The organism is Arthrobacter sp. NPDC058127, assembly GCF_042884555.1.
In the GTDB taxonomy this organism is placed as follows: domain Bacteria; phylum Actinomycetota; class Actinomycetes; order Actinomycetales; family Micrococcaceae; genus Arthrobacter.
Window position 1 is genome coordinate 75015 of the sequence record NZ_JBHVTT010000005.1, and the last position, 12368, is coordinate 87382.

The window sequence follows — 12368 nt, forward strand, 5'->3', positions numbered from 1 at the left end:
CGGACGACGCTGTCCGGGGCTTCGGACCCCGCAGGGCTGGATAGTCGGACCGAAAAAGAATCTGGACACCTCGCAGCGAGCGATGTCCTCATCAAATACTCTTCCAATAGCCGCTCCCGACGTACCGTAACTGCGGTCGAGGACTGCAGCATGGAGCTGAAACGCGGCGAATTCATTTGTCTCGTGGGACCATCGGGTTGTGGCAAGACCACTTTTCTGAACGCCGTGGCGGGATTCGTTCCCATCAGCGGCGGCACGCTTCAGCTTGACGGCCGGAACATCCCCGGGCCCGGCCCGGACCGTGCGATGGTCTTCCAGCAGCCGAACCTTCTGCCGTGGCGCACGGTTCTGTCCAACGTGACCTATGGCCTGGAGCTGTCCACCAACATGCCGAAAAGCGAACAGCGCGATCGCGCCCACGAACTCCTCGACCTTGTCGGGCTCGGCGACGTCGCGCACCAGTATCCCGTGAACCTTTCCGGTGGCATGCAGTCGCGTGTCAACCTGGCTCGCGCGCTCGCCGTCGAGCCGGAGCTACTGCTCCTGGACGAGCCTTTTGCCGCCATCGACGCTCAGACTCGCGAGGTTTTGCAGGTTGAACTGCTCCGGGTGTGCGCCGCTCGCGATGTTACTGCACTGTTTGTTACGCACGACATCGCCGAGGCCGCCTTTCTGGCCGACCGAGTCTGCGTTTTCGGTCCCCGCCCCGGCAAGATCGTCAAGGAGATAGAGGTTCCATGGGAGCGCCCGCGCACTCAGGAACTGCGCCGCTCGCGGGAATTCCTCGAGAAGTGCGATGAGATCGCCGACGTCTTGTACAGCTCAAAGTCTGCCGCCGGATCATCCGCGCAGGAGGAACACTGATGTCTATCACCACCACTTCGGGATCGACTGTTGAATCGAAGGCTGACCGCAAGAGCACGCCAGAGCGGGCTCTACCCAGCTGGCTGAATGAACAGAAACTCTGGGGCATCGGCGCCGTCGTCGTCGCCATCATTCTGTGGGCTGTCGCCGCAGGTATTCAACACAAGAAATTGCTGCTGCCGGGTCCGGCGGACGTCATCCAAGCATTCGCCGACCTGTTCAGTAGCGGCGATATTTGGATTGACCTCTGGACGAGCGCCCAGGAGCTTCTTGTTGGCCTTGCGCTCGCAGTGCTGATTGGCCTACCGCTTGGCCTGCTGATCGGCTGGTACCGGCGCGTTGGCTGGGCTCTGGATCCCTTCATTAACTTCCTGTATGCCACGCCCCGTATTGCCCTGACGCCGCTGCTCATCATTTGGCTCGGCATCGGTTCCACCTCCAAGTTCGCCATTGTCTTCCTGATGGCGGTGTTCCCGATCCTCATCAATACCGCCCAGGGCGTTCACGCACTGGACCAAGGCGCGGTTCGGGTTGCGAAGTGCTTCGGAGCGAATGATTTCCAGCTCTTCCGCACTGTGGCATTGCCGGGCACTGTTCCATTCATCGCCAGTGGCATGCGCCTGGCCGTTGGCCAAGCCCTCATCGGTGTGTTTGTTGCCGAGCTGGCCGGTGCCGAGCACGGTGTCGGCATGATGATGAGCACCGCCGGGCAGCAGTTTCAGACCCCAAAGGTTTTCGCGGGTCTGTTCCTGTTCGCCTTTGCCGGCGTCGCAGTGACGGTTCTCCTCCGTCGCGTTGAGCAGCACTTCGCGGCATGGCGCCCGCAGTCGCACTGAGTTTTATCTCCGGCAGGGTCCTCCTGGCGCGGATGTGTCCTTCCTCCCTCCCCGAAAAGAAAGCACCGACAATGAAGTCATGGTTCAACTCCAAGGTTCCCGGCGCCGTCGCCGTCGCGGCTTTGACCCTTTCCGCTACCGCCTGTGGCGGTAGCGGTGCTACCGACGCCGGTGGCACCATCACTGTGAGCTACAGCGAAGAAGTAGCCGACGAACTGCCCCTGTGGATCGCGGACGAGGCCGGCTATTTCAAGGAGCAGGGCCTGAACGTCAAACTCGCCAGCCTCGCCAGCGACCAAGGTTTCCCGGCCCTCGTCTCGGGGCAGACTCAGCTGGCTTCCATCGGAGGTTCCCAGATCGTCTCCGGCGTTGCCCAGGGCGCGGAGGTCAAGTCCATCGCCACCCTGACCCCGGTGTTCCCTTACGAGTTGTGGTCCAAGGAAAAGGACATGAAGGCGCTCAAGGGCAAGAAGATCGGCGTCACTTCCTCCAGCGGTTCGGTTTACATCGCTACGCTTGCTGCGCTCAAGGAAGCCGGCATGTCGGCGCATGACGTCAACCTGATCTCGCTTGGCTCCGTGACCAACGTCAACAACGCTCTGTTGGCCGGCACCATTGACGCCGCTGTGTCCCACCCGCCGGCCTCCGCTGCTTTCAAGGCAGCCGGATTCAACAGCATCCTGAACCTTGCTGAGCGCAAAGTTCCGAACATCAACGTCGGCATTGCCACCACCGACGCGTTTGCCAAGGATCACGCCGACACCGTTACGAAGTTCCTGACGGCGCTTAAGAAGGCCTTCGAACGTGAGCGTTCCGACGAGGTGTACTCCACCCAGCTGCTGAAAGCCCACCTCAAGGAGGACAACGCCGAGGCACTGAAGGAGACCTACGACTTCTATGCCAAGGACGTGCTGCCTCAGAACCCGGCACCGACCATCGAGCAGCTCAAGTCCGCCCAGGACGAGCTGTCCAAGAAGAACCCCGACATCAAGAAGGTGGACCTCGCCAAGGTGATTGACACGTCCTTCGTCAACAAGGTCTGGGGCAAGTAGTCCCAAGGCCTGAACGGCCGGCGGGAGGCAGGGCTATCCCTGCCTCCCGCTTCGGCCGTTAACCGGACACTTCCTTCGTGGAGAAGGTTCGGGGCTAGCCAGGCCCAGTACAAACAACGGTACCCCGGCAGGAATTTCCTGCCGGGGCACCGTCGTTGATGGGCCGTCGAAGGGGTGCTTAGAAAAGCGCCCCGGTGTCGCTGGCAATCTGGGCAGCACGGCGCAGATCATCTGCCGTGACCAATCCAGGTTCCATGGCCACCTCGGTCCGGCTGGCCAGCGCCGACAACATGGTCTTACGGACGCGGCGTCCGTCGAGGCCAACCAGGAGGGAAGCCATCTCCGCATGCAGCGCCTCGTCCTCGGCCAACGGGCGGACTTCCTGCCATTGGCCGGCGAGCTCTTCGAGCGAGCCGCGCACAATGCCTTCGATCGTCTCCGCGTTCGGCAGCTCAGTGGTGAGCACGAGGTCGGCACGCGACAGCACAGCTTCGTCCACGGCCTGCAGGAAGTTCGTGGTGACGATCAGAACAACGTGCGGGCACTTCGCGCGGAGCGCGTCCAGTCCGGCGAGGACTGCATCCGTGGCGCGGTGCACGTCCACCGGGTTCGTCTCGAACGACGCCGAGCTGCGGCGAACTGCCAGAGCTTCAACTTCGTCGATGAGAACCACAGTGTGCGGGCGCCGAGCCGCGATTTCCGGCAAGGTGTCGTGAAACAGCTTCGAGACGGCGCGCTGGCTTTCGCCGAGCATGTCGCTGGGGAATGCGTGCGGGTCGACCTCCACGAGAGTCGTCGCACCTCGCTTGGAAACCGCGAGGGCCGCCGCTTGGGCGAGGCCCTGCGCGAGCGTGGTCTTGCCGGTCCCGGGAGGACCGGCAAGAACGATGAGCCCGTGGGGGGCTCCTGACAGGTTAGTCAGGAGCCGCCCCTGGCGCAGGACCAACACCGCGGTGCTGAGCAGGCGCTCTTTGGTGCCCGGAGGCACGATCATGGAGTCCCAAGGCCCATCGTGGTGGTCGGCAGGCAGCGTATGCAGGCCTGTCACTCCCGGCGGAAGGGTACGGTGAGGGGCACTCCCATCATGGTGCTGGTGGGAGTGTCCCTCGGTGTGCAGGTGATCTACGCTCATCGTGTCTTACGGCCAGCTCGGACGGATCATCGGAGGCCAGACGATGGTGTTGACGTCGCCGGCCTGTTTGTCACGGATCTCTGTCGGTGGCTCTTCGAAGAGCACCATCGGGTCCATCATGGCCTTCATGGTGTCCAGGAAGGAGTCGAACATGTGGACGCGAACCATCCGGGCGGTGTTGTCCTTGGAGTCGTTGAAGTGCTGGTGCCACAGGAAGTGGTCAACCGAGACGAGGTCGCCCTTCTTCCAAGGGTGGTTCTCGCCGCCTTCGGTTTCGGAACCGAGGTAGGAGTGGCCGTCGCCGTCGACGACGTACAGCCAAGCCTCACCCGGGTGGCGGTGCATGGACTGTTGGCGGCCCTGGCCGAGTTCGAACATGGCCATGGTGATGCCAGAGGCCTCGTAGCCGATGGCACGGTCGAGCAGGAAGGTGGTGCGGGAGCCGCGGGGGGTGTTGAGCATTTCCAGCTCTTCCCAGTCGGTGCGCAGGCGACCGCTGCGGCGCTTGGCCTGTTCGTTGCCGAGACGGCGCAGGCGACGCGCGTAGGCGTCGTCACCCTCGATGCCCTCAGCCGAGGTGTAGGCCGGCCGGCCGGGCAAGGTGGAGAACTCTTCGTGGCCGCGGTCCTCAAGGATGGAGAAACCCATGGTGGCCATGAGCGGCTCCGAGCTGAAGGTCACGTAGCGGACTGCTTCGGCGCCGTCGTTGCCCGAACGGTGCCACGCCCACGCGGGGATGTGCACGGAGTCGCCGGGCGTGATCTTGACGCGTTCGCCGTCGATCTCTATCCAGCCTTCACCGCCAACACCCCAGATCATGGCGTCCCAAGAGTGGCGGTGAATCGTTGTGATGACGCCGGAGTCGATCTCGTGCAGTAGGGCGTCGATGGTGCGGGTCGGGTTGTCGCCGTCCTCGCCCATGTAGACACCGATCTTGGAGCCGCGCTGGGTCAGTTTGAGGCGCGCTTCAACCTCTTCGATGCGGATGACGGCGCGGTGGTTGGCCCGCCAATCCTCGATGTACTTCTCGCGTCGCGCTTTTTGCACGTGGTAATGGCTGGTCTTGGTGGTGGTCTTCGTCGACACAGGCACTCCTTTTCATCGGACTAATGGTTCTTTGAGTATGCCTTGAAACGGCTAAAGGTGCAATGGTTAGTCCCTTTGTTCCGTTGGTGTCTCCATGCACGATGGCCCCCGCCCCCTCAGGGGCAGGGGCCATCGTTGGGCCGAAGGATCTGCGGCAGCTAAGCCTCTCCGCGGTCGGCCAGTGCGATTTCGACGTCGTCAGGGCGCTCGTTCACGAAGTACATGATGACCATGCCGAGGAAGGGGCCGGCGGCGAGCGTGATCAGGGCGGCCATGAAGGAATTGTTGGTTGCGGTGAAGATGGCGCCCACTGCCAAAGGGACCAGGACACTTCCGATTTGCCACATGGCGTTTGTTATTCCGGCAGCACCGCCGAGAACGCGGCTGCTCACGAGGCGGGGCACGAGGGCCACCATGAGCGGGAGGTAGCAGTAGGCCCCGAGTCCGAGTAGCGGGGCGGCGATGAAGAATGCGACGGCGTTATCCAACAAGCCAAAGACAACAAGCATGACGGCGAAGCAGCCGAGCACCACCATCGAGGGAACCCTGCGGGCGCCGTTGAACTTATCAGCGATCCAGCCGATGAGAGGCTTGCCAAGGACGCCGAGGGCTGCATACATCGCCACGATGCCGCCGGCGACAGTCGGGTCGATGCCGTGTCCCTTGATCATGAGCGCGTTGGACCACGTGATGAACCCATAGGTCCCCCAGAAACCGCCGAATCCTGCCAGCGCCAAGAGAAGCAGGTTCTTGTTGCGCCCCAGTTCAATAAGGACGGACCGGCCCTCCGCGCGGTTGGCCTTTTTTGACACGACCGGGCCGGGCCGGAGCATGATGTAGCAGGCGACGCCGGCCGCGATGGAAACTGCCCCGAAAAGCAAATATGAGGCATGCCAGGAGTAGTGCTCGATGAGGTAGGGGACGGCCGTATTCGCCACAACGACGCCCAGCGAAGTAGCCGAGGTGTAAATCCCCATTGCCTTGCCGAGTTCCTCGGGACGGAACCAGCTGGAGATCAACTTGATGCCGGCGGCATATTCAGCCCCGGCGAAGAGGCCAATCACCGCCTGGACGGCCATCCCGATCCAGGCGGATGTCGTCGAGCCGAAGAGCATCATGGACGCCCCGGCACCCACTAGGGAAACCGAAATGAGGATGCGTCCGCCAACCTTATCGGCGAGGAACCCACTGCCGGCGTTCGAGGCGACGTAGCCGATGTAGTAGAAGGTAGCGAAGAGTCCCAGGCTTGCCAGAGGCACGCCGAGGTCGTCGCCAATGGAGATCGACGCCGGACCCCACGTGGAACGGTCAACGGAGGTGACTGTAAAGGCCAGCCAACAAAGCACGAGGACCAGCCAGCGATAAGGGCGCTTGGACGGATCAACATTCGTGGAGACTTGGGCAGGGTCGAGGGTAATCATGGTGCATCCCATTCTGGAGGGGCGTCGTTGCCGGGGGACATCGCGAAAACAAGAATTTGCGTGTGATGAATATAACCACCCTCTAACCCGGATAGCAATCTTTTTTATCCGCATCGTGTCACACTGCGCGCAAATCGGACGATTTTAGACGTTTAGGCCATCCCTCAAATCCATGGTGAACTCCTCGGCGGCGGCGCGTAGGGCCGGCAGGAAATTCTCGGTCATGTCCCGGTCGGGGGTGGTGGCCTCGTGTACTGAGGCGCTCATGGCCGCTACAACCTCACCTCGGCGGTTCCGAAGGGGAACCGCAACGGCGCGGATGCCGGCCTCGAGCAATTGGTCAACGTAGCTCCAGCCCTGCTCTCGAACGGCTGCCAGTGTGACCTCGAGGTCTGTCAGGCCGTCGGCGGCGCTGTCTCTGCCCGCGGAACGCTTGGCGTCTTCAAGCGCGGCGGAGGGTAGGAGGGATAGGAGGACCTGGCCCATGGCCGTGCGCTCTGCTGGAACCCGGGTGCCTGGGCGAATGTTCACGATCAAGGGGCTCGGTGCGCTAGCCCTGGCCACGTAGCGCAGGTCCATGCCATCCAGAACGCCGATGGAAACCGACGCCCCGAGTCTCCGCGCCAGTGCTTCGAGGCGAGGTTTGGCCACATCTGCGAGCGAAAGCCGTGACAGCAGGGAGTACCCCAACTCCAGGACCAGGGGGGTCGGAGCGTAGCTGCGCCCCTGCTGTTCAAGGTAGCCAAGGGATGCCAGGGTCAGGACGAAGCGACGCGCCGCCGAGCGCGGGAGCCGGCACTGCGCGGAGATCTGCGCCAGGTTCATGGTTGGGTGGCCCTCATCGAAGGCGGTGAGGATGCACAACCCCCGTTCTACCGATTGAATGACATCCGATGGCCGCACCTTGGGGCGAGTTGCGGTGGCAGGCGCGGCCACGGATCTTGCGGGAGCTGCTCCGGAAGTCGGCCAGACGGCAGCCGCGGTCCGTCGCGAGGCGGACTGGAGTAGCGGAACGAAGTCGTTTTCCAGTACCTCGGTGTCCACCCGTGTGGCGTGGGCGGCAATGTTAAGGGCAGCGACGATCCGGCCCTCTGGATCGTGCAGGGGAACGGCCACTGACCTGATTCCCGGCGTCAGTTCCTGATCGGCCACCGTCCACCCACGCCTGCGGGCTTCCTCGATCCGTTTCCGCACATATTCCGGATCGAAGCCAGGGCTGGGTTCAACGGACGAAAGGTAGTCCTCCAGTTCGCGCGGAGCGAGGTCGCCCAGCAGAACGCGGCCGGTGGCCGTTCTGTGTGCGGCGACGCTGGTGCCGACGGTGATGTTTGCGGTGACGATCCTGTCGGCGGCCACGCGGGCGGCGTAATAGACGCGCTGCTTGTGCAGGACGGTCAGGGAAGCCGTTTCCCCGACCTCCCGGACGAGTTCTTCCAGATGGGGATGCGCCGCGTCCGGCAACGGATTGCTGCGAAGGTAAGCGTCGCCGATTTCAAGCACCCCGGGGGTCAGTGTGTACCCCTCCGCTGACTGGCTTGCGTAACCCAGGTACTCCAATGTCAGGGCGAACCTACGCGCCGCGGTGCGCGTAATACCCACAAGCGCAGCCACGTCCGTGACGGAGAGCGCCTCTTCCCGCGCACTTAAGGCCCTGAGTACTGACAGGCCCCGTTCCAAGGAGTCCACATAGTCGGGGTCTGTGGCCGCGAGCTCTGCGGTGACCGGCATCGATGCATTCACACTCTCGAATCTAGACCATCCCCCGTCTGCCCGTTTGTAGTGCCGCCCCAGGCGTTTGCTTGACGGGCCAGTGGGACCCATGCAACACTGCTTTGACCGAATAACGCGCATATGCGCGCACTTCGGACAGATTGATAATTTTTTCGGCTTACATCGGAAGGCCTACAGTGCTCACCTCAGAACAAAATGTCTTGCTGACCCAGACCGGCCCGGAAACGCCCATGGGGCGCCTGTTCCGGCGGTATTGGTTCCCTGCGCTCCTCGCGGAGGAACTCCCCGAGGCGGACTGCCCACCGGTGCGCGTCCAGCTCCTGGGCGAGAAGCTCATAGCTTTCCGCGACACTTCCGGCCGGCTGGGCTTGTTGGACGAGTTCTGCGCACACCGGACTGCTTCCCTGTACTTCGGACGCAACGAGGAAAACGGCCTCCGGTGTGCCTACCACGGGTGGAAGTACGACGTGGAGGGCAACCTGACGGACATGCCGTCCGAACCGGAAGACTCCAAGTTCAAATGCCGGATCAAGCAGAAGTCATATCCGCTCGTAGAACGGGGAGGCGTGCTCTGGGCGTACATGGGTCCCGGGGAGCAAATGCCGGACCTTCCGGAGCTCGAATGGGCCCTGCTCGGCAACGGCCAGCGCTTCATTTCCAAGCGTCTTCAGGAAACCAACTACCTCCAAGCCATGGAGGGCGGCATCGACTCCAGCCACGTTTCCTTCGCCCACCGCTTCAACCTGGACGATGACCCCATGCACTCCGGAACGGCCGGCAATGAGTACATCAAGGCTGACACGCGCCCGAAATTCGAGGTCGCCGAAAGCGACGGCGGCTTGTTGATCGGAGCCCGGCGCAACGCGAACAAGGAAGAGTTCTACTGGCGCATCACCCAGTGGATCATGCCCTTCTACACGATCATTCCCCCCTTCGGCACCCACAATCCCATGGGCGGCCACGCCTGGGTCCCGATCGACGACACCACATGCTGGGCCTGGTCCTGGAACTACCATCCGACGCGCGACCTTCGGGAAGACGAACTGGAGCAGATGCGCAACGGCGACGGCATCCACGCCAAATACATTCCGGGAACCTACCGGACCCTCGCCAACAAGGACAACGACTACCTCATGGACCGCGAGGCCCAGAAACAGAACAAGACCTTCTCCGGAATCGAGGGCATCGCCGCGCAGGATTTCTCCCTGCAGGAAAGCATGGGCGACATCGCGGACCGCACCAAGGAGCGGCTGGGCACCTCCGACGCCGCCATCATCCTGGCACGGCGCCGCCTGCTTGCAGCACTGGACTCCATGGAGGTCGAGGCCCTCCCGGGCATCGACACCGCGGACCAGCGCGTGCGTTCGACGTCAATGCTGCTCCCCAAAGAAGTCCCGTTCCACGAGGGTGCCCAGCAGGCCATCCAGGTGGTCGCCGGTACCGACTTCGTTTCCATCTAGACCCGAACCCGCTAGGAGTTCCGCATGAAAGACCACGGTTCCATGGTCGCCTCTCCCGATACGGCCGCGACGCTGACAACGCATCTTCCCAATGCTGTCAGGGCCGCTGTCTCATTGCCTGATTCAACCACCACGGTCCAAGCGATTGACCCGAGACTGGCGACAAGTGCCGCAGGTTGGCTCAAGGTAGAGTCCTCCGCGCTGTGCGGGACCGATCTGGACCTATACCAACAGGGCCTCCGCCATCACACGGTCATGGGCCATCACGTCGTTGGCGAAATCGTCTCTCTCACCCCTGTCATGCAGTGGTCGTGGGACGTCGAGGTCGGCGACAGGGTTGCACTGGAGGAGTACCTGCCCTGCGGGCGGCCGACCTGCGCTGCATGCCTACAGCCCGACGTCTACCGTTTCTGCCCGGACGCGGATCTGTGGGGCGGACAGCGCCGCGTAGGAATGCTGGGACTCCACGAAGGTTCGGGTCTTCACGGCGGCAACGCGGAATACATGGAGCTGTCGACACAGACTGTGCTGCACAAGCTGCCCCGGGACCTGGATTCGAACCTCGCAGCCTGGACCCAACCCTTCGCCAACGCGGTCGATTGGGTCATCAACATCGGTGGCGCCACGAGTGGCTCGCGCGTGGCCATCATCGGACCGGGTTACCACGGCATCGCTGCCGTGGCGGCCGCCAGGGCAGGAGGCGCCCGGGAGATCGTCGTGCTCGGACGCAACTCTCGCACCAGCCGCGACCGCCTGGAGATTGCCGAGGCCATGGGCGCCTTCATCGTCGTCAACGACGACGCCTCATCAACTTCCGCGGCCTTGGGCCGGCACGGCAAGGCCAGCGGCTTCGACGTCATCGTCGATACTGTCGGTCTTGGTGGACCAGCACTCCAAACCACAGAACACCTCCGGAAGCTGGGACGTCTGGTCCTTGCCGGACTCGGCGATACCCCCGTCGCAGAAGTGAACCTGAAGACCCTGGTGCGCGGCGCGTCCGGTGTCGTCGGCGTACGCGGCCGGTCACCACAGGCACTCACAAGGAGCATCGAACTTCTGGCCACTGAAGACACGGGCTTGCAGCACGTGCCCAGTATCGACGTCGGACTCGACGGTGTCGACGAACTCTTCCGCACCCTCCTGGACCGGACGGGGCCCAGCAGTCCGCACGTCGTCGTGCGACCTTCGCTCTGAACACCGACAACCCAAGCTAAGGAAAGCCCATGACACATTTAACGTCGCGCGCCTACTACAAGGCCCGCATCCTTCTTGTCCCCCTCGGGCCCTCAGGCGCAGCGCTGGTCTCGACAATGTCTGACGCGGGCCTGCGGGAAGTCCTGGTCGCGGCCCCTGCAAGCCACCCCGACGGGGTACTCCTGCACGGGATCGATGAACCGGACACCCAGCCCACCACCGAAACCGTCAGCGACCTCGCCGCCAGCACCGACATGATGGTGTTCCTCGGATCGCGCCTCGAGGAGATTCCTGATGATTTCGTCGAGGCCATGGCCACTGCGGGACGGAACCAGGGGACTCTCCTCGCGGGCGTCATGGTTGGCCTCGGCGGATGGGACTCCGAACCCGGTTCGACCTCCATGAGAGTGCTCCGCCGTGAACTCGACATGCTCGTCACCGTCAGGAAGGCCGACCTCGCACGCGACTTCATCGAGGTCCTCAAAGGCGGAACCAGGGAAGCCATTCCCGGCAAACTCTTCCAACACCCCACCGGAGCTTGACCATGTCCCAAGACACCCTCGAACTCGTTGTGCGTGGCCTGCGCCAGGAATCCAGCAACGTCATGTCCCTCGAACTCGCGCTTCCCGATGGCAGCGCGCTCCCTGAATGGCAGCCCGGCGCCCACCTGGAGATCGTTCTCCCGTCGGGCTTGGTGCGCCACTACAGCCTTTGCTCCGACCCCCGCAATCTGCTCAAGTACCGTCTCGCCATCCTTCGTGAGACCGGCGGCCGCGGCGGGTCAGAGGAACTCCACTCCGAGACCCGGCTCGGTACAAGGCTGACTGCGCGCGGACCGCGAAACCATTTCAAAGTGGAGGACGGCGCAAAACACTACCTTCTGGTCGCCGGAGGAATCGGCATCACGCCCATCATGGCCATGGCACGGGAACTTATGGCCGCCGGTAAACGCACCCGCCTCGTCTACTGCGGATCCAGCCGGCAATCCATGGCGTTCATCGACGAACTCCAGGAGATCATGGGAGATTCCCTCGCGCTATACCCCAGGGACGAGCGCGGCCGGGCCAACCTGCTCGCTGAAATTCAGAACGCTCCCGCCGGAACAGCTGTCTACGCGTGCGGACCGGAACCACTCCTGGCCGACCTTCAGGACATCACCGCAGACACGCTCGGTGCGGACGCCTACCATGCGGAACGGTTTGCCGCCGCCGCGTCATCGGCCCGCACCGACGACGCGGCGGAATCAGCACCGGACGCACCATTTGAAATTGAGCTGCGGCAGTCCGGCTGCACGCTCACCGTTCCACCAGAAAAGTCCATCCTTGACGTGGTACTCGAGGTGAACCCCTCTTTCATGTCCTCCTGCGAGGAAGGGTTCTGCGGTACCTGCGAAACCAAGGTCCTGGAGGGTGAAGTCGAACACCGGGACACCATCCTGTCGCAAAAGGAGCGCGCAAGGAACGACACCATGTTCATCTGCGTCAGCCGCTCCAAGTGCCCCAAGCTGGTCTTGGACGCCTAGAGTGCAGGGCCTCGCACCCCAACCGGAAAACTCGTTACACCCCGGCAATACGCGGGTCATGGAGGCGAAA

11 protein-coding genes are annotated in these 12368 nt (G+C 63.0%); 7 read left to right on the forward strand and 4 right to left on the reverse strand.

The window, feature by feature from the left end; all coding sequences use genetic code 11:
* The first annotated feature begins 150 nt into the window (after window positions 1-150).
* The 3 genes from ACFVTG_RS09550 to ACFVTG_RS09560 all read left to right on the forward strand — a co-directional run bounded on the left by ACFVTG_RS09550 (window position 151) and on the right by ACFVTG_RS09560 (window position 2752).
* Window positions 151-864, forward strand: coding sequence for an ABC transporter ATP-binding protein (locus ACFVTG_RS09550; RefSeq protein WP_390279888.1), 714 nt, complete (start codon window positions 151-153; stop codon window positions 862-864).
* Window positions 864-1700 carry an ABC transporter permease gene (locus ACFVTG_RS09555; protein ID WP_390279890.1) on the forward strand — a complete coding sequence of 279 codons (837 nt, stop codon included), beginning with the start codon at window positions 864-866 and terminating at the stop codon, window positions 1698-1700. The genes ACFVTG_RS09550 and ACFVTG_RS09555 overlap by 1 nt, the downstream gene beginning before the upstream one ends.
* Window positions 1701-1771: 71 nt before the next feature.
* Window positions 1772-2752: an ABC transporter substrate-binding protein gene (locus ACFVTG_RS09560; RefSeq protein ID WP_390279892.1), complete on the forward strand. Its 981-nt coding sequence runs from the start codon at window positions 1772-1774 to the stop codon at window positions 2750-2752.
* A 178-nt stretch (window positions 2753-2930) separates the two neighbouring features.
* Here ACFVTG_RS09560 and ACFVTG_RS09565 read toward each other — a convergent pair whose 3' ends face one another.
* The 4 genes from ACFVTG_RS09565 to ACFVTG_RS09580 form a co-directional block, all read right to left on the reverse strand.
* Window positions 2931-3800 (reverse strand): AAA family ATPase, encoded by an 870-nt coding sequence (locus ACFVTG_RS09565; RefSeq protein ID WP_390279894.1) that lies wholly within the window; start codon window positions 3798-3800, stop codon window positions 2931-2933.
* Window positions 3801-3890: 90 nt separating this feature from the next.
* A complete protein-coding gene (locus ACFVTG_RS09570) occupies window positions 3891-4970 on the reverse strand; it encodes a cupin domain-containing protein (protein WP_390279897.1) in 1080 nt (359 codons plus the stop codon).
* Between the two features lie 158 nt (window positions 4971-5128).
* Window positions 5129-6391, reverse strand: a complete 1263-nt coding sequence (locus ACFVTG_RS09575) for an MFS transporter (protein ID WP_390279899.1) — start codon at window positions 6389-6391, stop codon at window positions 5129-5131.
* A gap of 144 nt (window positions 6392-6535) precedes the next feature.
* Complete coding sequence (locus ACFVTG_RS09580; RefSeq protein ID WP_390279901.1) at window positions 6536-8131, reverse strand: IclR family transcriptional regulator C-terminal domain-containing protein; 1596 nt, start codon at window positions 8129-8131, stop codon at window positions 6536-6538.
* Between the two features lie 167 nt (window positions 8132-8298).
* Between ACFVTG_RS09580 and ACFVTG_RS09585 the strand changes: the two genes are divergently transcribed.
* Genes ACFVTG_RS09585 through ACFVTG_RS09600 form a run of 4 tightly spaced genes read left to right on the forward strand, consistent with a single transcriptional unit; the run spans window position 8299 to window position 12298 of the window.
* A complete protein-coding gene (locus tag ACFVTG_RS09585) occupies window positions 8299-9582 on the forward strand; it encodes a Rieske 2Fe-2S domain-containing protein (RefSeq protein ID WP_390279903.1) in 1284 nt (427 codons plus the stop codon).
* 24 nt (window positions 9583-9606) lie between these two features.
* Window positions 9607-10776, forward strand: a complete 1170-nt coding sequence (locus ACFVTG_RS09590) for a zinc-binding dehydrogenase (RefSeq protein ID WP_390279905.1) — start codon at window positions 9607-9609, stop codon at window positions 10774-10776.
* Window positions 10777-10805: 29 nt separating this feature from the next.
* Entirely contained in the window at window positions 10806-11318 is a 513-nt protein-coding gene (locus ACFVTG_RS09595) for a hypothetical protein (RefSeq protein WP_390279907.1), read from the forward strand.
* Between the two features lie 2 nt (window positions 11319-11320).
* Entirely contained in the window at window positions 11321-12298 is a 978-nt protein-coding gene (locus ACFVTG_RS09600; RefSeq protein ID WP_390279909.1) for a PDR/VanB family oxidoreductase, read from the forward strand.
* The last annotated feature ends 70 nt before the right edge of the window (window positions 12299-12368 follow it).

Bases quoted from the DNA above. Each gene is read 5' to 3' on its own strand.
- ACFVTG_RS09555 (WP_390279890.1), top strand. From the start codon at position 864: ATGTCTATCACCACCACTTCGGGATCGACTGTTGAATCGAAGGCTGAC.
- ACFVTG_RS09550 (WP_390279888.1), top strand. From the start codon at position 151: ATGGAGCTGAAACGCGGCGAATTCATTTGTCTCGTGGGACCATCGGGT.
- ACFVTG_RS09575 (WP_390279899.1), bottom strand. From the start codon at position 6,391: ATGATTACCCTCGACCCTGCCCAAGTCTCCACGAATGTTGATCCGTCC.
- ACFVTG_RS09590 (WP_390279905.1), top strand. From the start codon at position 9,607: ATGAAAGACCACGGTTCCATGGTCGCCTCTCCCGATACGGCCGCGACG.
- ACFVTG_RS09595 (WP_390279907.1), top strand. From the start codon at position 10,806: ATGACACATTTAACGTCGCGCGCCTACTACAAGGCCCGCATCCTTCTT.
- ACFVTG_RS09560 (WP_390279892.1), top strand. From the start codon at position 1,772: ATGAAGTCATGGTTCAACTCCAAGGTTCCCGGCGCCGTCGCCGTCGCG.
- ACFVTG_RS09600 (WP_390279909.1), top strand. From the start codon at position 11,321: ATGTCCCAAGACACCCTCGAACTCGTTGTGCGTGGCCTGCGCCAGGAA.